The organism is Halobacillus sp. HZG1 (genome assembly GCF_035818575.1).
Classification (GTDB): Bacteria; Bacillota; Bacilli; order Bacillales; family Halobacillaceae; genus Halobacillus; species Halobacillus litoralis.
Window position 1 is genome coordinate 64,573 of sequence record NZ_JAYLVQ010000037.1, and the last position, 17,258, is coordinate 81,830.

The 17,258-nt window shown below is 42.8% G+C and carries 19 protein-coding genes; all 19 read right to left on the reverse strand.

Annotated features, from left to right (window positions below):
- Positions 1 to 68: 68 nt before the first annotated feature.
- The 19 genes from glyS to VKA52_RS05355 all read right to left on the reverse strand — a co-directional run bounded on the left by glyS (position 69) and on the right by VKA52_RS05355 (position 17,256).
- A complete protein-coding gene (gene glyS / locus VKA52_RS05265) occupies positions 69 to 2,153 on the reverse strand; it encodes a glycine--tRNA ligase subunit beta (RefSeq protein WP_326314457.1) in 2,085 nt (694 codons plus the stop codon).
- Positions 2,146 to 3,033, reverse strand: coding sequence for a glycine--tRNA ligase subunit alpha (gene glyQ / locus VKA52_RS05270; RefSeq protein ID WP_160915060.1), 888 nt, complete (start codon positions 3,031 to 3,033; stop codon positions 2,146 to 2,148). Before glyQ ends, glyS begins: the two co-directional genes overlap by 8 nt.
- Before the next feature lie 287 nt (positions 3,034 to 3,320).
- A complete protein-coding gene (gene recO, locus VKA52_RS05275; protein ID WP_160915062.1) occupies positions 3,321 to 4,067 on the reverse strand; it encodes a DNA repair protein RecO in 747 nt (248 codons plus the stop codon).
- Positions 4,068 to 4,085: 18 nt separating this feature from the next.
- Complete coding sequence (locus VKA52_RS05280; RefSeq protein WP_326314458.1) at positions 4,086 to 4,280, reverse strand: YqzL family protein; 195 nt, start codon at positions 4,278 to 4,280, stop codon at positions 4,086 to 4,088.
- A gap of 52 nt (positions 4,281 to 4,332) precedes the next feature.
- Complete coding sequence (gene era, locus VKA52_RS05285; RefSeq protein ID WP_160915064.1) at positions 4,333 to 5,238, reverse strand: GTPase Era; 906 nt, start codon at positions 5,236 to 5,238, stop codon at positions 4,333 to 4,335.
- 77 nt (positions 5,239 to 5,315) lie between these two features.
- The gene (locus VKA52_RS05290) at positions 5,316 to 5,693 is read right to left on the reverse strand and encodes a diacylglycerol kinase family protein (RefSeq protein WP_326314459.1); all 378 of its coding nucleotides are present in this window, start codon (positions 5,691 to 5,693) and stop codon (positions 5,316 to 5,318) included.
- The gene (gene ybeY / locus VKA52_RS05295; RefSeq protein ID WP_202412505.1) at positions 5,668 to 6,138 is read right to left on the reverse strand and encodes an rRNA maturation RNase YbeY; all 471 of its coding nucleotides are present in this window, start codon (positions 6,136 to 6,138) and stop codon (positions 5,668 to 5,670) included. Before ybeY ends, VKA52_RS05290 begins: the two co-directional genes overlap by 26 nt.
- Before the next feature lies 1 nt (position 6,139).
- Positions 6,140 to 8,257, reverse strand: a complete 2,118-nt coding sequence (locus tag VKA52_RS05300) for an HD family phosphohydrolase (protein WP_326314460.1) — start codon at positions 8,255 to 8,257, stop codon at positions 6,140 to 6,142.
- A 64-nt stretch (positions 8,258 to 8,321) separates the two neighbouring features.
- Positions 8,322 to 9,284: a PhoH family protein gene (locus VKA52_RS05305; RefSeq protein ID WP_326314461.1), complete on the reverse strand. Its 963-nt coding sequence runs from the start codon at positions 9,282 to 9,284 to the stop codon at positions 8,322 to 8,324.
- A gap of 2 nt (positions 9,285 to 9,286) precedes the next feature.
- On the reverse strand, positions 9,287 to 10,468 hold the full coding sequence (yqfD, locus tag VKA52_RS05310) for a sporulation protein YqfD (protein ID WP_160915071.1): 1,182 nt from the start codon (positions 10,466 to 10,468) through the stop codon (positions 9,287 to 9,289).
- Between the two features lie 4 nt (positions 10,469 to 10,472).
- Complete coding sequence (gene yqfC, locus VKA52_RS05315) at positions 10,473 to 10,766, reverse strand: sporulation protein YqfC (RefSeq protein WP_160910986.1); 294 nt, start codon at positions 10,764 to 10,766, stop codon at positions 10,473 to 10,475.
- A 71-nt stretch (positions 10,767 to 10,837) separates the two neighbouring features.
- Positions 10,838 to 11,329, reverse strand: coding sequence for a hypothetical protein (locus VKA52_RS05320; protein ID WP_160915074.1), 492 nt, complete (start codon positions 11,327 to 11,329; stop codon positions 10,838 to 10,840).
- 28 nt (positions 11,330 to 11,357) lie between these two features.
- Complete coding sequence (gene floA / locus VKA52_RS05325) at positions 11,358 to 12,326, reverse strand: flotillin-like protein FloA (RefSeq protein ID WP_202412515.1); 969 nt, start codon at positions 12,324 to 12,326, stop codon at positions 11,358 to 11,360.
- A gap of 14 nt (positions 12,327 to 12,340) precedes the next feature.
- Positions 12,341 to 13,699, reverse strand: a complete 1,359-nt coding sequence (locus tag VKA52_RS05330; protein WP_326314462.1) for an NfeD family protein — start codon at positions 13,697 to 13,699, stop codon at positions 12,341 to 12,343.
- A 158-nt stretch (positions 13,700 to 13,857) separates the two neighbouring features.
- Positions 13,858 to 14,304 carry a GatB/YqeY domain-containing protein gene (locus tag VKA52_RS05335; RefSeq protein ID WP_146812806.1) on the reverse strand — a complete coding sequence of 149 codons (447 nt, stop codon included), beginning with the start codon at positions 14,302 to 14,304 and terminating at the stop codon, positions 13,858 to 13,860.
- A gap of 20 nt (positions 14,305 to 14,324) precedes the next feature.
- Entirely contained in the window at positions 14,325 to 14,498 is a 174-nt protein-coding gene (rpsU, locus tag VKA52_RS05340) for a 30S ribosomal protein S21 (protein ID WP_008638284.1), read from the reverse strand.
- Positions 14,499 to 14,592: 94 nt separating this feature from the next.
- On the reverse strand, positions 14,593 to 15,159 hold the full coding sequence (locus VKA52_RS05345; protein ID WP_326314463.1) for a flavin reductase family protein: 567 nt from the start codon (positions 15,157 to 15,159) through the stop codon (positions 14,593 to 14,595).
- Positions 15,160 to 15,745: 586 nt separating this feature from the next.
- Positions 15,746 to 16,417: a deoxyribose-phosphate aldolase gene (gene deoC, locus VKA52_RS05350; protein ID WP_160915081.1), complete on the reverse strand. Its 672-nt coding sequence runs from the start codon at positions 16,415 to 16,417 to the stop codon at positions 15,746 to 15,748.
- Positions 16,418 to 16,506: 89 nt separating this feature from the next.
- Positions 16,507 to 17,256, reverse strand: a complete 750-nt coding sequence (locus VKA52_RS05355; RefSeq protein WP_160915083.1) for a 16S rRNA (uracil(1498)-N(3))-methyltransferase — start codon at positions 17,254 to 17,256, stop codon at positions 16,507 to 16,509.
- Positions 17,257 to 17,258 lie beyond the last annotated feature (2 nt).

Consider the following 17,258-nt stretch of genomic DNA (forward strand, 5'->3'; position numbering starts at 1 on the left):
CGATCACTAACTGTGACATACTATTTCTTAATTATAGCTCATTTTTAATTATCGGAAAAGAAAGCTGATTAGAACTGTTGTTTCCATTCAACGGCATTCAAGTCGGCGAATGCATAGACATCGTCAGAAATTTGCTTTAATAAACCTAAGCGGTTCCGACGTATGCTCTCGTCTTCCGCCATGACCATCGTTGCATCAAAGAACGTATGAATGGGACTAGCAAGCTTGGATAAATGGTCCAGGGCCAAATCTAGTTGATTCTTTCGTAATGCTTGTCGATAGTCTTCCTGTATGTGTTGATAAGCCACATGCAATTGTCGCTCTTGTTCATTCTCAAACAGAGAAGGATCAACATCCGCAGTGTCTGCCTTTTTGGCTAAATTCAGCACACGGCCGAGTGCTTCATGGACGGATTTGAAAGAAGGTTCCTGACGTTTTTCTACTAAAAGGACGGCTTTTGCTTTCGTTATAGGATAGACACCGATGCCTCTAGCCAACACAGCTTCCACAACATCTGGAGCAATCCCTTCTTCTCTCATTAAGTAAGCCGCACGTACGCGGAAGAATTCATGCAAGTCTTTATGGACTTCTTTTTCATCACGAGTTGGGAGTTCCAATTCATAATAAAATTGATGCACGAGATCAATCAATTGTTCGACTGGAATGGACCATCCATGAGCCGTTAGGGTTTGCAGAATCCCTAAAGCCTGACGTCTCAATCCGTAAGGGTCCTGTGAACCTGTCGGAATGATGCCGATGGAGATACTACCTACAATCGTATCGAGCTTATCTGCAATACTTACAAGAGAACCGATGGTAGATGCAGGTACGGCTCCATTGGCTTGACGAGGCATGTAATGCTCATTGATAGCCACGGCCACCTCTTCATCCTCACCGAAGATACGAGCATACTTTTCCCCCATCGTTCCTTGTAATTCTGTGAATTCATCAACCATCTGAGTTACAAGATCGAACTTGCAAATTTCGGCTGCCCGTTTCGCTTTTTGCAGTTGAGCTTCTTCTAGGCCGATCCATTCACCAAGTTTTCCAGTAATGGCTACAATCCGTTGTACTTTATCTGCTAACGTTCCAAGTTCCTCCTGATAGACCATGCGAGAAAGCTTCTGCATTTTTTCATCAATGCTTCCCTTTTGGTCTTCTTCATAGAAGAACTGAGCATCCTTAAGGCGTGCTTTCAAAACTTTTTCGTTACCTCTTGCCACGGTCTCTATGTGCTGGTCATCCCCATTACGAACACCGACAAAATGAGGTTTCAACTGTCCGTTCAAAGAACGTACCGGAAAATACCGCTGATGCTCCTTCATCGATGTCACTAGGGCTTCTTCAGGGATTTCAAGGAATTCGTCTGAGAAAGTGCCACTGAAAACGGTCGGATACTCAACTAAGTGCGTCACTTCGTTCAATAAATCCTCGTCAATCATCAGCTTCCACTCATTTTCACTTTCAAGCTTCCTCAACTGATTGACAATCTCCGATTTTCTTTCCTCCACGGATGCCATGACATATTGGTCTTTCAACGTTTGTTCATAAGCATCAGCTTCTGCTACTGTGGTCTGGGACCCTAAGAAGCGATGGCCGTATGTCGTATTGCCAGTATCTACGCCTTCGATTGTGAAAGGGATGACTTCTTCTCCGAAAAGACCGATCATCCATCGGATTGGACGTGCATAACGAAGGTCGCGATTTCCCCATCGCATGTTTTTTGGGAAGGTTAGCGATAAGAAAACATCCCGAAAGTTTTGAAGAAGGTTCGTGGTCGGTTCTCCTTCAATAAACTTATTGACGTGGACATATTCCGTTCCCTTGATTTCTTTGAAATAGATATCATCTACATCTTTCCCTTGACCTTTAGAAAATCCGATGGCCGCTTTCGTCCAGTTTCCTTCTTCATCAAGAGCGATTTTTTTGGCTGGACCTTTTGCTTCCTCTTCAATATCTGGCTGCTTTTCTTCAACGTTTGTAATTTTAACGGCCAATCTTCTTGGGGTAGCAAAGCCGGTGATTTCCCCATAAGGAATCCGGTTATCCTTGAACCATTGAGCTGTTTTATCCTCCAGCTGATCCAAAGCATCATTGATAAAGCGAGCGGGAAGCTCTTCTACACCTAGTTCAAATAATACGGTATTACTCATGATAACCCTCCTCCTTCTTCAGCATAGGGAAGCCGAGACGCTCCCTTTCCTCTACATAGGTTTTAGCAATCTTCCTCGCCAGGTTTCTCACACGGGAAATATAACCAGTTCTTTCCGTTACACTAATGACTCCTTTTGCATCAAGCAAATTAAACGTGTGAGAACACTTCAACACATAGTCATAGGCTGGGAAAACAAGGCCTTGTTCCATAATTCGCTGTGCTTCCTTTTCATAAGTCGAGAATAGGTTGAACAACATATCCTCATCAGAAGCTTCGAAAGTATAAACGGAATGTTCATATTCCGGCTGAGTGAAAATATCTCCTACTGTCACTCCATTGGTCCATTCTAATTCAAAGACATTTTCTTTATCCTGAATGTAAGATGCCAGTCTTTCAAGACCGTATGTGATTTCTGCAGAAACAGGCTTCGCTTCAAGACCTCCGATTTGCTGGAAATAGGTGAACTGCGTGATTTCCATCCCATCAAGCCATACTTCCCAACCAAGACCTGCGGCGCCTAACGTTGGGTTTTCCCAGTTATCTTCTACAAACCGAATGTCGTGTTTCTTAGGGTCAATTCCAAGAGCTTCAAGTGACTCTAAATATAATTCCTGGATATTATCAGGAGAAGGTTTCATGATGACCTGAAACTGATGGTGTTGATATAAACGGTTCGGGTTTTGGCCATAACGACCATCAGCAGGACGGCGGGACGGCTCGACATAGGCAACGTTCCATGGCTCAGGTCCGAGACTTCGTAACAACGTCATTGGAGACATCGTTCCTGCCCCTTTTTCAGTATCGTAGGCTTGCATAAGAAGACAGCCTTGTTTTGACCAATGATTTTGCAAAGTTAAGATCATGTCTTGAATATTCATACGTTTCCTCCTAGATAATGAGTGTTTCAAAAGAAAAGAGACCCCGTCCCTACGTCTGCATACAGACATAGGGACGGGGTCTCCGCGGTTCCACCCTAATTGCTTCCTCTAAATAAGGAAGCCACTTTCATCATTGCTCCAGAACGCCTTCACCAGTCGGCTTCCGCTTGTCTCTCACCGTCACAAGCTCGCTTTTGGAAACGTAAAAACCGGTTACTACTCTCTTTCACAGCAACACGTTATTTAGTAATAGAATCATACTCTAATTTCAGCAAAATTGTCAAACCTCAGTCTGAAAACAAATCCAGCTGTTTTAAAAATTTCTTTGATTTAATGAAATATCCACCATATCGATCATAGTATTCATCCATGATATGACGCAATAATTTTTTATTCTCTTCTTTCATCGTAATTTGACCAAGCCGCTTCACATCCATATGTAAAAAGACCCTCAGCAATTTTGGTAAAGGATCCGGCAAACCGTAGGCCTGTGGGTCCCGCTGTTTACAACGAAAGCATAAGAGGCCACCCTCTATTATAGAAAAGGCAAAAGGACCTTCCTGGCTTCCGCACTGGATACAGTGATCGACGACCGGAGCAAACCCCGCTTTTTTGTAAATTTTCAATTCATACATCAACGTCAGGATGTTTGGATCTTTTCCTTCATTCATCCATTGAAACGTTTGAAGCAACTGTTCATAAAGAAAAGGATCCGGCTGCTTTTCCTCAATGAGTTTATCTGTCAATTCTGCGATGTAAGACGCATACGCCGTTTTTACAATATCCTCGCGAATAGACCTCAGGGATGATAACATCTCCCCTTGACTCATTGATCCTAAGCCGGACCCTGTTTGAATTAAAAATGTGCCGTGGATGAATGGTTGGGTGATTGAGGACATCCGGCTCTTTGGCTTTTTAGCCCCACGAGCCATTACGCCTATTTTACCTTTTTCCCGTGTCATCATCGTGACGATTTTATGTGTTTCACCGTAATTATTCGTCCGGATGACGACTCCTTCCACCTTGTCCATCAAATGGCTCACCTGCTCCGTTTACGAATGAAGATCATCCGTAGATATTGGTTCAGTAGGGGAAGCGAACTGTTCTTGAGACTGCTGATCTTGAGACTCCAATTCTTTCATCAATAAATATGTTTCCACACTTCCTGTTTGACTGAAAACGTTCCATGAAAGCTTGTCGCGCACAAGAAACACCGCCTTTCTTATCATCGCTAAACGAGTGTACATTCCTAGAATGCTTCCCCTGACCGAAAACATAAGGCTTAATATTTTCCAACCCTTAATATTCGTCTTCGCGATAACCGAAATCACTGAGTTGGATTTGTTTGTTTCTCCAGTCTTTCTGCACTTTGACCCAGAGTTCCAAATAGACTTTGCTTCCCAGCAGAGATTCAATATCTCTTCTAGCCCGCTTACCGATCTCTTTCAGCATACTTCCTTGCTTACCGATAATGATGCCTTTTTGAGACTTACGTTCAACGATGATGGCCGCTTGGATCTGTACTTTATCGTGTTCATTCCGAGGCTCAATTGATTCAATGACCACAGCAATGGAGTGAGGGATTTCCTCGCGAGTTAAGTGTAAAACTTTCTCTCTGATAAATTCACTGATGACAAAGCGTTCCGGATGATCCGTGATTTGGTCCTCCGGGTAGAACTGCGGACCTTCAGGCAGATGTTTTTTCAGGACGTCAAGTAAATGATTGACGTTGTTGCCTTCAAGCGCCGAAATTGGAATGATTTCTTCAAAATCAAGCTTCTCTTTGTACTGATCAATCAGTGGCAGCAGGTCATCCGGGTGGACCCTGTCAATTTTATTGATGATTAAAAAAACAGGCTGCTCGACACGCTGCAGGCGGTCCAGAATAAATTGGTCCCCTCTGCCGTATCCTTCTTCTGCATTGATCATAAAAAGGACAGCATCTACTTCGTTTAATGTATTTTCGGCAACGTTGACCATGTAATCTCCAAGTTTGTGCTTGGGTTTATGGATACCAGGCGTATCGATGAAAATGATCTGTGAGTCTTTATCTGTCATGACTCCCTGGATTTTGTTTCTGGTTGTTTGGGGTTTATCACTCATGATGGCGATTTTTTCACCGATCACACGATTCATGAACGTCGATTTGCCCACATTCGGCCGGCCGACGATTGTAATGAAACCCGACTTGAAATTCTCTGTCATAAATGTTCCTCCAATAAATATCACACATTCGTTCTACTCTATCTTACTATATCATCTTCTCAAGTTCATTCCTAATCTCATATCAGGAAAAGCTTGGGCAGGAAAATGATCATTCCTATGATGACCGCCCCAATACTTGCTACAAGAACCGCGCCAGCCGTAATATCTTTAATCGAACCGATAATGGGGTTTTGTTCGGGATGGTAAAAATCAAGCAGTCTTTCCATAGCTGTATTGACCATTTCAAGGCTTAATACCATGCATATGATGAGAAGGATGGTCACCCATTCCCCCTTTGACAAACCGAACATAAAGGCAGCGATGATGACTAACAGAGCAACCAACAGATGAATGCGGAAGTTGCGCTCCGAGCTACACACTTCCTTTATCCCATTCCAAGCGAAACGAAAGCCGATTTTTTTCTTCTTATTAGGATCTTTGAAGTCCGAACTCATGTAAAATTTCCTCTTGTCTTCCGAACATCTGCTTTTCATCTTCTTCATTCATGTGATCGTAACCAAGCAAATGCAAGAAGCCATGTAGAGCGAGGAAGCCGAATTCACGTTCAAGAGAATGATTATAGTCTTCCGCTTGTTCTTTGGCCTTATCGACGGAAATGATAATATCGCCAAGCATAAGCGGCATATTCTCATCCAACACATTCATTTCGTCTTCACCAAGCTCCTGCATCGCAAAAGAGATGACATCTGTAGGTTCATCTTTTTGACGATAATTGCGGTTGATTTCCTGAATCTCCTTGTTATCCACAAAGCTGACAGAGACTTCCGCATCCCCCTTAACTTCTTCTTTTTCCCCTGCAAAACGGATAATCCGTTGAATCATATCAACAAATGCTTCATCTACTGAATTGGTTTCGTCTTGAAAATCGATGGTAATCATATTATTTTGCCTCCTTGACTAATGGTTTCGTTACCGGATATTCAATTCGCGAGTGAAAAATACCCTGTAACGTTTCACATATGGCTGTTTCCATTCTCTTCAACTCATTAAACGTCAGATTGCTGTCATCCAACTGACCATCAAGCATGCGGTCTTCTAAAATGGACGCCACAATTTTTTTAAGTTTTTCTTCTGTTGGATGATTCAATGACCGAACAGCTGCCTCCACAGAATCGCAAATACACACAATCGCCGCTTCCTTACTTTGAGGTTTAGGACCTGGGTAACGGTAATCTTCTTCTTTTGTATCCTGATTCATTTCCTTTGCCTGATAATAAAAATACTTCAAAAGCGTCGTTCCATGGTGTTGTTCAGCAATATCGATGACCTCTTCTGGAAACTTATGCTCCTTCAACATTCTCGCACCATCATATGGATGATTGATGATTATCTCTGCACTTTGTTCAGGCTTCATGAAATCATGTGGGTTTTTCATACCCATTTGATTCTCAATAAAATAACGAGGCTGGACGGTTTTTCCGAGGTCATGATAATAGGATGCCACACGCGCAAGAAGACCATGAGCTCCAATTGATTCACAAGCCGCTTCACTTAAATTGGCTACCATGATACTGTGATGATACGTACCCGGGGCTTCCGTGAGTATTTTACGTAAGATTGGATGGTTGGGACTGGCAAGAGTCAGCAATTTTTGATCAGAAAGGACACCGAAACCAGTCTCTATAAAGGGAAGGAGACCGAGCGTCAGAACTGACGAAAGAAAGGCACCGGCAATTCCATACCCCCCATACAAAAACACTTCCGACCAGGTGTATTTTTCAAAAGAAATGAATAGAAAAAACAGGATTGCACATATATTGATAAAAGCAACCCCCACACTTGCTCGAACAATGGACAACCTTTCTTTACTTGGAGTAAGGAAATAAATCCCTGCCAACTGAGAAAGCAGCAAATACATGCCTGCGGTTGCATGAAGTGCTCCAGCTAACTGTCCGTTGAACAACAAGCAGGCCATCAAAGAATACACTACCGCCAGTACGATCGCAAAACGTTCAGAACAGAGGATCCTTACAATCATGACGCCTGTAACAGCCGGGACAAGAAAGTACACAGGTTGTTCCATTGATCCAAACAAACTGAAAACCTTCATAAGCGTAATGATCAATAAGGAAACAAAGGTGGAAATGAAGATAGGACGGAATGTCCAGTTTTCCTTTTTAACAGCTCTCCTGAATTCTGTGTACAAAATTGCGCCTAAAAGGAGCGCAAATATGGCCAGTCCAACGGATGGCAGTAGGTTGCGTTGTTGATCGAGCAATCCCGTCAACAAAAGATCATCATAGAGATCTCCAGTTATCATAGACCCCTCTGACACAATCACTTCTCCCGCTCTAATCATGACTGGCTCCACAGTTGCAGCAGCGTTTTTAATGACTGCCTCTGTTTTCTCATGATCGAACAAAGCGTTTTCGACAAGAGCATAGGTCCCTATATCCGTAAGGACTGGTTTTAAAAAGGATGGTGTTTCTGAGTATTGAATTTCCAGCTCCATCCTTCTTTCCAGATCTTTAACTTCTGACCCTTGCACCCCTTCATTAAAGTAGTTATGTAGAAGGGTTTCTAACAATCGGTGGCTTTCGTTCAACAACGATTGCTCTGCTTTCAGCAACGGCAGAAAAGCTTCTGAAGGGAGACCTTTAGAAAGTTCATCTGACAGAAGCGATTCAATCATAATTAATTGTTCGTCTTTAGTCAGGTTCTCCTCCTTACTTTTTGTTTCTTCTACCACTTCATAGATTTCATTTACCATACCAAGGCGTTCTTCTGCAATATCTTCAGAAATCGTATATTGATCCTCAACCGCCTGAGTAACTGCTCTTAGTTGCTGTTCTGTTTTTTTCTTATTCTCTATGGTAATGGGGGAACGGATCGTTTCGGGCGCTGTGCTGTATTTCTCCAGCTCGTAGGTTTGTGTGTAAACATTTGGAATAGAGAGCGCGAAAAAGAAAATAGCCACAATAAGCCCTGATAATGCCGGCAACAGCTTCGACTTATGCAGGTTAAGTTTTTGAAGCTGTAGAAGGAATCGCTCCTTCAAAACACCCCACCCCTTCCCATATAATTCCAAATAAGAACAATAAATAAGACCCAATCACTGGGCCTTACTTACTTTCCTCCTCATATGCATCAATAATCCGCTGCACAAGAGGGTGCCTGACAACGTCGGATTGATCCAAATGAATGAAGGCAGACCCTTTCACTTTAGCTAACCGCTCCTCAGCGACTCGCAAACCGGACTTCACGCCTTTTGGAAGATCCACTTGTGTGATATCTCCAGTGATAATCATTTTTGAACCGAATCCTAAACGAGTCAGAAACATCTTCATTTGTTCAGGTGTCGTATTTTGAGCTTCATCCAAAATAGCAAAAGCATCATCCAATGTCCGCCCTCTCATATAAGCAAGCGGAGCAATTTCAATCGATCCTCTATCGATCAATCGTGCCGTATGTTCTGCGCCGAATACATCGTGCAAAGAATCATAAAGCGGCCTTAAATAAGGATCAACTTTCTCTTTAAGATCACCCGGAAGAAAACCTAAACTTTCTCCAGCTTCCACTGCCGGACGAGTCAGAATGATCCTCTTCACATCTCCATTTTTCAAAGCATTGACGGCCATAATCACAGCAAGGTAGGTCTTCCCTGTACCAGCAGGGCCAATACCAAAGACAAGGTCATTCTTCTTAATGGCTGCGATGTAATTTCTCTGACCAAGTGTTTTAACTCTGATTGATTTCCCTTTTGAGTTTTTCGTGATTTCATCTTCGAACAATGCTTCGAATTGGTTGATTTTCCCTTTTTTAGCAAGTTCCACAGCGTATACGACATCTCGTTCCGTAACAGTTAAACCTTTACGGATAATTGCAAGAACGCTGTTGAGGATTTCCTCCACGAGCTGAACATGTTCCGCTTGACCGGATACTCTCACTTGTTCCCCACGTGAAATGATCGTAACTTTCAGCTGTTCCTCAATTTGCTTAAGGTTACGGTCTTCTGTACCAAAAAGAGCTAATGCTTCTGTTGTATTATCTAATTGAATGTCCATTGTTTTTAAATCTTCTGGCATACTCAATCTCCTTGACTTACATACTTGGTAACTGCAATATTTTCATAAACTTTGTACATTAGGATTAATTTTACTTTACCATTCTCCTCACTGAGGTGCAAAACTTTTTCATCCTTTATTTCCGCATCTGGATCGAGTTCTTGTTGAAGGTTGCTCCTTGCTGAAGATATCCCTATTTTCTCGATATTTTTACGAGATGATTCATAGGCTTTTCGATCAATGGAGAAGTAATTAATCGTTTTCATGTTCACTGGAATTCGGAACCCAAAGATACTCCAGTCTGAGGTATGAGATTCTTCCCTAAAGTTTCCTTCCCCTCCACGCCAGAACCCCCAAACAGGAATAGAGAACTTCCCAATCTTCAAATGATATTCACTTTCCACGAAACCATCCGTTAAGGAAAGCACTTGTTTCATAGGGAGATTCTGAGCGACGCGATACCATGTTTCTGCAATCACTTCCCCTTCAGAGTGTATAAATAGATCCTCCTCTTCTACCAGCTGACCCGTAGCAAGAATTTGTCCCTTTTGTACAACATCATGAACCGACACCATCGGTCGACCCTTCTTTATAAATGTTTCAATAATCATTCCTTTTTTAGCTGCTACAAGATTGGAAGGGCGAGTATTCTTCTCTATATCGTATCTCGTTTTTTCCACACCATACAAATGATAGCTCGTCCCTTGCTTTTTCACACCGATCCATAACAAATCAGGAATATCTTCTAATAACTGCTGTTGTATTTCGATAGGATCCTTCATCCCTATCGTTAGTTTTCCAGGAGAGACACCATAACTATTCAACTTACTTTCAACATCTGCTTCAAGTTCCGGTGAAAGGCCGTCCACCTTAATGGACCACAACGTATTCGCGAGCACAAAAATGATCACTACCGCTGCGATGAAGGCGAGAAGAACCGAAAGCCTCCCAACCATATGCTGGATAAGAAACGGAAGACCTTTCCCACTCTTGATGGATATTTTACAACGGTATTTCTTCCTCAATTGTCTGAAGGTTTTCCAGTCCTTTAATCGAATCGTTAAAATGACTAGAGAATCATCCAATCTTCTCATATTTGTAATATGACAGCCACGTTTCGTGCATGCTTGTAAAAATGGCTCGATCAACGGTCCCTCTACTTGTACCGTCATGATTCCCTGAAAGAAATCATGCTGGTTCTTCATCGTCTCACCCCCCTTTTGATTCCGGCAAGAATTCTACAGACTTGAGTTCACCTTCCAGTAATAGCTCTTCCTTCAGCATCATTTTCACTCCAAGGTCTTTACCCAAAATCCGAACTTGACCTTTTTTGTATTGAATTCTAACTTCTTCATCAGAAAAATGAAGGAGGCCTGTATGATTTTCTATGTACACATGAATGGACCCGATGGTTGTGATTCTAGGAAGATCCAACATGACATCAGATGGTAAATCAAAGTAACGACTGATCCAAGTCCGTATTTGCTGCTGCCATTTTGACATGTGACGCCCTCCCCTCTTTTCATTTATACGAAAAACGCACGAATTGTATCACTACAATTCGTGCGTTCTGCTTATCTTTTTCGTGGGTGGGAGCTGTGAGGCTTGCGAGCCCGGGGCGGACCGAGTACTTCAGACATTAAAATCCCTTCAGCTAACCGCTTTTTATCCCACTTTCTTGTTTTTTCTATTAGTGGACCATTTAAATTCAACTCAGAAGATATCTTTTGTTTTTTTCTTGACTCCGCTGACGTATGAGCATACATTTCCTCATCTTCTTTTTGATGTTCTTCAGATCGAAATGTCTCAACTTCAGCAAGTTTCTTCTGTTTGGTCTCGTAATAATCCCTTAACCTATCTTCTCCTGATTGATCCTTGGTTTCTGCTTCATGAAAATTCCTTGAAGGACCACTAGGGTAAGCAGGGGGAATTGGAGATGTCTTCTTTTCAGGTCTTTGTTTATTCTCATTTTCTTTTGTCATACCGCTGAACCAGCTGATAATCCCGCCAATAATAGCCGCAAGAATAAGGAAATTGCTGAAAATGAGTTCAATCAAATCTCCCATACAAACTCTCCTTTAAATTAATCAAGGATTATTTATCTTCTTCCTCTTCATCGGACATTTTCCCGAGTGTGTTCCTCATATCCGTATCCGCATTGATGTTCTGATAGTTCATATAATCCATGACACCCATTTTACCGGAACGCAAAGCTTCAGCAAGCGCCTGAGGGACTTGAGCTTCTGCTTCAACCACTTTCGCCTGCATTTCTTGTACACGGGCACGCATCTCTTGTTCTTGAGCGATCGCCATAGCACGACGCTCTTCGGCTTTTGCCTGCGCAATATTCTTATCTGCTTCCGCTTGGTCTGTTTGCAGGATCGCACCAATGTTCTTACCGATGTCAATATCGGCAATGTCAATAGAAAGAATCTCGAAGGCCGTTCCAGCATCTAAACCTTTTCCTAATACATTTTGGGAGATCCTATCTGGATTTTCCAATACTTTGTTATGATTTTCACTGGACCCGATCGTGGATACGATTCCTTCACCAACACGTGCAATGACAGTATCTTCGCCTGCACCACCGACGAGGCGGTCAATATTTGCCCTTACGGTAATACGCGCTTTCGCTTTTACTTCAATCCCATCCATCGCTACACCTGCGATAAATGGCGTTTCGATAACTTTAGGATTTACACTCATTTGGACAGCTTCCAATACATCACGGCCAGCAAGATCAATGGCTGCACAACGCTCGAAACTTAGTTCAATATTCGCTCTTTGTGCTGCGATAAGAGCGTTTACTACACGGTCAACGTTACCACCTGCCAGGTAGTGGCTCTCCAGCTGGTTTGTGTTCACATTCACACCTGCTTTATGAGCTTTAATTAGCGGATTGATTACACGGGAAGGAATAACCCTTCTTAACCGCATACCTACTAATGTAAAAATACTAATCTTCACGCCTGCAGCTAACGCACTAATCCATAGCATGACAGGTATGAATGTAAACAACACCGCTACTACAATAATTATGATACCAATGATGATGATTGGCATTAATTGTTCAAGTGTCACTTTGTTTCCTCCTCTTGTTCTACTTTTTCAACCTCACGCACAACGATACGTGAACCTTCTGTTTTTATAATTTTCACTGCTTGATGCACAGAAATGAAACCACCTTCAGTCACGACATCCAACCGTTCACCATCAAAATCCGCTGTCCCGGAAGGTCGGAGTGGCGTAATCGTTTCTCCTTCCATACCGATTAAATCCAAACGGTTTTGTGAAGATACATAACCTTGTTCAGATGAAGTGGAATCATTCAAAATGATATGACGAAAGAATCCTCTTTCCAAACCAACGAATTTAAATAGTACAATGGATACAACAATCGTTACTAAAAGAGCAATGCCTATACTCATGGCCATGTGCCCCATATCCTCTGATGAAAGCATCAATGAGGATACAATTGCAACGACCCCCGCTATCCCTGCAATACCTCCTGGTAAAAAGAATTCAGCTATCACTAACCCAATCCCTAAAATAAGGAGTATAATCGCTTCGTATCCTGCAAGCCCAGCCACAATATGACCATAAAAAAACAGGACGAGCGAGAGCGCTCCCATTGTTCCTGGTATACCAAACCCCGGCGAATACAATTCAACTACAAGACCAATACTTGCGATGGATAATAAAATCGGAATAACAACAGGATCTGTCAGGAATCTGGCAATGTTCTCGGAAAGAGTAGGGGTCTCCTCTATGACGGTTGCATCAGACAAACCAAGCACACTGAGAAGCTCATTACGGTCATCCACAATCCCTTCAGCATAGCCTACCTCTTCCGCATCCGTTGCCCCCAATGTTAAAAATTCTCCTTCAGGAGCTCCATAATCCTTTAAATCAACGGATGCATCCGCCATAGCCCGTGCATATAAAGGGTCACGCCCTGTAGACTCAGCCGCGGCTACCATAGCTGAAATCCAGGCTGATTGAGCCTTTTTATCAGCAGCTGTCCCATCAGAATTAATAACCCCGGAAGCCCCCATGGTCGCTGTCTGTTTCATGTAGATAGCATCTGCGTTTAAAGCAATGTACGAACCAGCGGAATAGGCCCTGTTCGTTACAAATGCACTATTCGGAACATCCAAATCCTGAAAGATTTGTCCGATGTCGCCTGCCGCATCCACGCGGCCTCCCGGCGTATCGATTTCAAATATGATATGATCCACACCATTTTCACGAGCTGCTTCTGTCGTTCGGGTGAGGAACGCAGCCATCCCACGCTCTACTGTATCTTTTACTGGAATGACATAAACCGTCTGACCTTCTCCGTCTGCCTGAACAGATGATTGAAGATGGAAAAATGATAAAACGCTTCCTAAAAGGATGAGTGTGCCCCAAATACCTAGACGAAAAGATCGCTTCATCCATTTCACCTCCTTTACAGGTAGCCTACCCATCATATAATACGTTTACGAATCAAAAGCAGGGTTGGTTTCAAAAAGTTTACGACTTTTAAAAAAACCTTGAAGAGATGTTTAGTGTATGTAAAAAGGCCTCTCTTAACTAAGAGAGGCCTTTATATTTACGATAGTTGCTGAAGAACGAGCTTATTGACCTTGGTTCCGTCGGCCTTGCCCTTGACCTTAGGCATGACGGCACTCATGACTTTACCCATGTCACTCTTAGAAGTAGCGCCTACTTCCTGAATCGTCTCATCAACGACTTGCTTGAGTTCTTCATCTGTCAGCTGTTTCGGCATATATACTTGTAAAATCTCAATTTCACGTTCGAGTCCTTCTACAAGATCTTCACGTCCAGCTTCTTTGAATTCATGGAGGGAATCATTTCTCTGCTTTACCTCACGAGATAAAACAGTCAATTCTTCTTCTTCAGATAATGAGTCTTTTCCCAGTTTAATGGCTTCATTCTGCATAGAAGCTTTCACCATGCGGATCGTTGATAATCTTTCCTTATCACGGGCCTTCATGGCTGTTTTCATATCCTGGGTGAGACGGTCTGTAATTGTCATCTCTTCAACACCCTCTTTAATTACTTACGCTTTCTAGCCGCCTCAGACTTTTTCTTACGGCGTACGCTAGGCTTATCGTAATATTCACGCTTACGATATTCCGCTAATGTACCACTTTTTGATACATCACGCTTAAAGCGACGAAGAGCATCTTCAAGAGACTCGTTTTTACGAACGCGAGTTGTTTTTGACATGCTAATTTCCCTCCCTCCGAAGCAAACAAAACTGTTTCTCTTGTATGGGAACCCCCCATACCTTTGACAATTATATTATATGCATCTCATATGGTCAACTTTTTTTGAAAGATAAAGGGTCTTTAACTTCTTTAATCTCTACCTCATCATTCAAACTTACATAACTTGAACGCCCGAGATAAAGCGGAATGTTCAAATCCTCAAAGTTCGGCAAGCCATTTTCAAGAAATTTTTCTTCTTTGTAGTGGCAGCCTTCGATGTTACCGATCACCCAGTCATGGTCTCCTGTAGGAACGATTTGATGAACTCTACACTCGTAGGCAAGATAAGCACGTTCAAGCAGGGGATAATCCTCCTCCATTCTCCAAGGTTGACCGTATGTTTGGGTTTTATCCACCTCTGCACCTGAAACCGTTCCGCTGTATTGAATAAAGCCAGCATCATCAAAGGGGAGGAAGTTAATCGTAAATCGGTTCGATTTTTTCACCATATCATATGTATGCCGTTCTCTTCCTATAGCTACGCCGTACATTGGTGGAGACATAGAAAGATAGGCGTGCCATCCGGCTGCCATAAAGTTTACTTTGCCTTCGTGAAAAACTCCCACAACGGCAACCATTCCTGGATAACTATGCATTTTGACATGATCTTTCCTTTTCATTTCATCCCTCCTTTTCTATACAATCTTTCAAATCAACTCTAAAGTCAAACGATACTACCCTCACCTCCACTATAGCTTCCTATTCTTGAAGACTCAGTTTCGAAACTTTTGTTGAGTGTATGGGGGCTGCGGGGAATGACTCGCTTTCCGCAGGAGCGCGGTGAGCATCCTCGGACTGTGTCCTGTGGGGTCTCACCAAGCAATTTTTCCTCCTAGATATCCGGTTACGGCGCCTAGCGGCTAGTGAGACTTCCCTCGCTTCTGTACGATAAGTCAACATCGAATCGCTACGCTCTCCGTGTTTCCTTTATCTCCGCCAGCTCAGTCCAGTCCATACGCCGCTGTATCGAGGCGCCTGCACACTTAAGGTAGGAGTCTCGCCATTCCCCTCCGCCCCCTCGTCATATAAGCATCTCGAAACAACCTCTGGAATAAGTCGCTTTTGCAAGTTGTCATTCGAACAGAACGAACTTCTAAGGACGCTATTCTGCATGCGAAAAGCTTGATATGGGTTGGTCTTTATACTCATAAAACATATAAAAAGAAGCCATCTCCTTTTTGAGATGGCTTCTTTTTATATGTTTTATTAATAATCAGAAGTTCCTTGTTCGCCGTTTACGATAGCGATTCCGGAGCTTGCACCGATACGGGTAGCACCAGCTTCGATCATTGCTTTTGCACCTTCGTAATCACGCACTCCACCGGAGGCTTTCACACCCATATCCGGGCCGACAGTTTTACGCATAAGGCTGATATCTTCTACCGTTGCTCCTCCACCGGAGAAACCAGTAGATGTTTTAACAAAATCTGCTCCTGCAGCTTTTGCAAGTTCACATGCTGTAACTTTTTCTTCTTCCGTGAGCAGGGAAGTCTCAATGATTACTTTCACAATAGCTTTTCCTTCCGCTTCACGTACGACTGCTTCAATGTCCTGCTGAACTAGTTCGTGATTTCCTGATTTCAATTCACCGATATTGATCACCATATCCACTTCAGTCGCGCCTTTTTCGATAGCTTGCTTTGTTTCAAAAGCTTTTGTTTCTTTCGTTGTCGCTCCTAGTGGGAAACCAATCACTGTACAAACCTTCACGTCTGTTCCTTCTAGTAACTCTGCACAGTAAGAAACCCAGTGAGGATTTACACATACGGAAGCAAAATTTTGTTCTTTTGCTTCTGTACATATTTGTGTGATTTTATCTTTCAGTGTATCGGGTTTAAGCTGTGTATGATCAATCATTTTAGCTAGATTTTGTTCCATTTGTAGATCGCCCTTTCAAATTTAAGTTGTTCGTACATCTCTTCTATCTTAGCATGAAAGCGATTAAAATGCGAGTTTGCTTACGCATTTTAAGCTTCTTCCAATTTGTAGGAGAGGCTCGATAGGAAATAAAGAGGCGCTGTTTCCATTCGTAAAATTCGTGGACCCAGCCGAACTGACTTGAACCCTTCTTGTAAAAGTTTTTCCACTTCGGTTTCAGAGAATCCACCTTCAGGTCCGAAAACCACTAAAATAGCTTCTTTAGGCTTCACTGATTCGATGACTGAACTTAAAGAGGGAGACGTTTCCTGTCGTGCCTCTTCTGCATATCCAAATAAACAGTGCTCATAGCGCTCTTTTAATTCCAAAAGCTGATGGAGAGTATGAACAGGTTGTACCTTAGGAACCCTGGTTCGTTCGGACTGCTCACTCGCTTCTTTGGATATCTTTTGCAACCTCTCCACCTTTTTGACTGCTTTTTTCTGATCCCATTTAGCTACAGAACGATCAGCCTGGTATGGAATAAAAGCAGAAGCACCAAGTTCTGTCCCCTTTTGGATAATTTGTTCCAGCTTATCCCCTTTTCCAAGACTCGCTACGATTGTCACATGGACAGGAAGCTCCCGGTCTTCCTCCATCCAGGAAACAACTGTACAATAAACAACACCCTCTACCACATTCGTGATTTCGCTTAAAGCGGCACCCTTTTCTGGATGGATGGCTACGAGGTTGTCCCCTTCTCTCATTCTCATAACTCTCACCATATGATGGGCATCTTCTCCACTCACATAAAAGGTGGCTTCGTTCCAACATTCTTGTTCAACAAAGTAACGTTGCATAC

Coding starts and splice junctions, on each gene's coding strand:
- glyS (WP_326314457.1), bottom strand. CDS start 2,153: ATGAGTAATACCGTATTATTTGAACTAGGTGTAGAAGAGCTTCCCGCT.
- glyQ (WP_160915060.1), bottom strand. CDS start 3,033: ATGAATATTCAAGACATGATCTTAACTTTGCAAAATCATTGGTCAAAA.
- VKA52_RS05280 (WP_326314458.1), bottom strand. CDS start 4,280: ATGTACACTCGTTTAGCGATGATAAGAAAGGCGGTGTTTCTTGTGCGC.
- era (WP_160915064.1), bottom strand. CDS start 5,238: ATGACAGAGAATTTCAAGTCGGGTTTCATTACAATCGTCGGCCGGCCG.
- VKA52_RS05290 (WP_326314459.1), bottom strand. CDS start 5,693: ATGAGTTCGGACTTCAAAGATCCTAATAAGAAGAAAAAAATCGGCTTT.
- ybeY (WP_202412505.1), bottom strand. CDS start 6,138: ATGATTACCATCGATTTTCAAGACGAAACCAATTCAGTAGATGAAGCA.
- VKA52_RS05305 (WP_326314461.1), bottom strand. CDS start 9,284: ATGCCAGAAGATTTAAAAACAATGGACATTCAATTAGATAATACAACA.
- yqfD (WP_160915071.1), bottom strand. CDS start 10,468: ATGAAGAACCAGCATGATTTCTTTCAGGGAATCATGACGGTACAAGTA.
- yqfC (WP_160910986.1), bottom strand. CDS start 10,766: ATGTCAAAATGGCAGCAGCAAATACGGACTTGGATCAGTCGTTACTTT.
- VKA52_RS05320 (WP_160915074.1), bottom strand. CDS start 11,329: ATGGGAGATTTGATTGAACTCATTTTCAGCAATTTCCTTATTCTTGCG.
- floA (WP_202412515.1), bottom strand. CDS start 12,326: ATGCCAATCATCATCATTGGTATCATAATTATTGTAGTAGCGGTGTTG.
- VKA52_RS05330 (WP_326314462.1), bottom strand. CDS start 13,699: ATGAAGCGATCTTTTCGTCTAGGTATTTGGGGCACACTCATCCTTTTA.
- VKA52_RS05335 (WP_146812806.1), bottom strand. CDS start 14,304: ATGACAATTACAGACCGTCTCACCCAGGATATGAAAACAGCCATGAAG.
- rpsU (WP_008638284.1), bottom strand. CDS start 14,498: ATGTCAAAAACAACTCGCGTTCGTAAAAACGAGTCTCTTGAAGATGCT.
- VKA52_RS05345 (WP_326314463.1), bottom strand. CDS start 15,159: ATGAAAAGGAAAGATCATGTCAAAATGCATAGTTATCCAGGAATGGTT.
- deoC (WP_160915081.1), bottom strand. CDS start 16,417: ATGGAACAAAATCTAGCTAAAATGATTGATCATACACAGCTTAAACCC.
- VKA52_RS05355 (WP_160915083.1), bottom strand. CDS start 17,256: ATGCAACGTTACTTTGTTGAACAAGAATGTTGGAACGAAGCCACCTTT.